Source organism: Bradyrhizobium sp. STM 3809 (genome assembly GCF_000239795.1).
GTDB lineage: Bacteria > Pseudomonadota > Alphaproteobacteria > Rhizobiales > Xanthobacteraceae > Bradyrhizobium.
This window is the reverse complement of sequence record NZ_CAFJ01000306.1, coordinates 1-1488: the sequence shown is the minus strand read 5'-3', so window position 1 is coordinate 1488 and position 1488 is coordinate 1. Positions and strand designations below refer to the sequence as shown.

Genomic DNA, 1488 nt, shown 5'->3' with positions numbered 1-1488 from the left:
CCGGGCGGTTGAGCCCGATGGTCAGGACGGCGCCCTGCTGTTCGATCTGCAGCAGAGACGGATCGCCCGCTGGCGTGGCGGAGTCGGCGTTTCCCATCGTTCGATTGTGTCCTGTTCAGAATAGTTATGTTTTATAACGATCTTGCCAGGAGTCAATAAGCGGCGCCCGACATCGTGTTGTGCAATGCAAAATGAGCGGCGCCTGGCAACAACGACAACAAGCGCGCAGGCCGCATCGTAAGTCGCATCGACGCAAACGCAAATGACATGATGCGGCATTCCCGCGGCGAATTCGCGCCCGGGGCTTGCCCATCGTTCACCCTCTCGTGCAGAGGGCGCAGGGAAGGCCAGGCGCCGACTGACGCCTGCGGCCCGCCTGCTAACAAAAATGCAGGCGGCAGGTACCACAGGTGCAGCCGAGCCAAACCCGGCCTTCCCTGCGCGATGGTTTTCACGCTTATCTCGCGCTCTCCTCGGGGACCGGCTGATTGACCCCGTCGTCCGCGCGAGGGCAAAGCCCTCGTCGCGCACTTGACCTCGGCACCGGGAGGCCAGGACCACACGACTTCACGTCCGCGCCATGCCGTTCGTCCGCACGAGCTTTCGCTCACGCTGCGGCATGATCGCGGCCACCGCTCCCCGCCCCGCGTGTCGTGACGATCGCGCGCTACGCCCCTCGGCTCGGCTCGGGACGGGATGGGGGGAGTGAACCATGAGTTTCGAAAAATCGCAAGTTATTTATTTTTTTTCGAATACACTGCCCTGCGAGTCGCTGGCGTTTCGCAGATCTCCGCTGTCGTCCCGGCGAACGCCGGGACCCATAGCCACAGGGCGCTGTTGTTTCGCTCGGTGTCAGCCACCGCGGACGACGGATGCATCACGCGGTATGGGTCCCGGCGTTCGCCGGGACGACACCTTTTTTCGGGCAGGCAGCTTAGCCTGAAGCACCATGAGCGTTGTGCAGCCCCCCAAGTCAATCGCCAAAGTGAACGGCCGACAACGTCGCATTCAGGGTGGCTTCAAAGCGCGCGCTGTAGAACCTCCATCGTCACCACACTTCCCAATGGAGGGGACCATGGTTTCGCTGAAGACATCTCTCGCTGGCGGCGTCGCCGCGCTTGCCGTGACCGCCACCCTGCTCGCCGGCGCGGCGCCGGCCCAGGCGCATGACGGCCGCAATGCGGCGCTGTTCGGCGGCCTGGTGGCCGGCGCTCTCATCGGCGGCGCGCTGGCGGCGGCGTCGGAAGCGCAGGCGTACGAGCATGCGCCGGTCTACCGCTCCCACTACCGCGACGCGGCGTATGACGGCTACGGCTACGAGCGCTACAGCTACGTGCCGGCCCACCGCTACCGCCCGTGCGACCACTCCGGCTACGGCCGGGCGGGCTGGGACGACGAGGATTAGTCGCAGGCCTCTCTGACTTCGCTGCTTTCGCATCTCAGCCCTCCTCTTCTGCAGGAGGAGGGCTAGCGCATTTGACGACTGCT

General features: G+C 64.8%; 1 protein-coding gene. It reads left to right on the top strand.

Annotated elements, in window-relative coordinates; genetic code table 11:
* Positions 1-1075 precede the first annotated feature (1075 nt).
* On the top strand, positions 1076-1405 hold the full coding sequence (locus tag BRAS3809_RS34385; RefSeq protein ID WP_008963355.1) for a hypothetical protein: 330 nt from the start codon (positions 1076-1078) through the stop codon (positions 1403-1405).
* Positions 1406-1488: the final 83 nt, after the last annotated feature.

What these genes read in the sequence shown, in the direction of transcription:
- BRAS3809_RS34385 (WP_008963355.1), top strand. Translation starts at nt 1,076, where the DNA reads ATGGTTTCGCTGAAGACATCTCTCGCTGGCGGCGTCGCCGCGCTTGCC.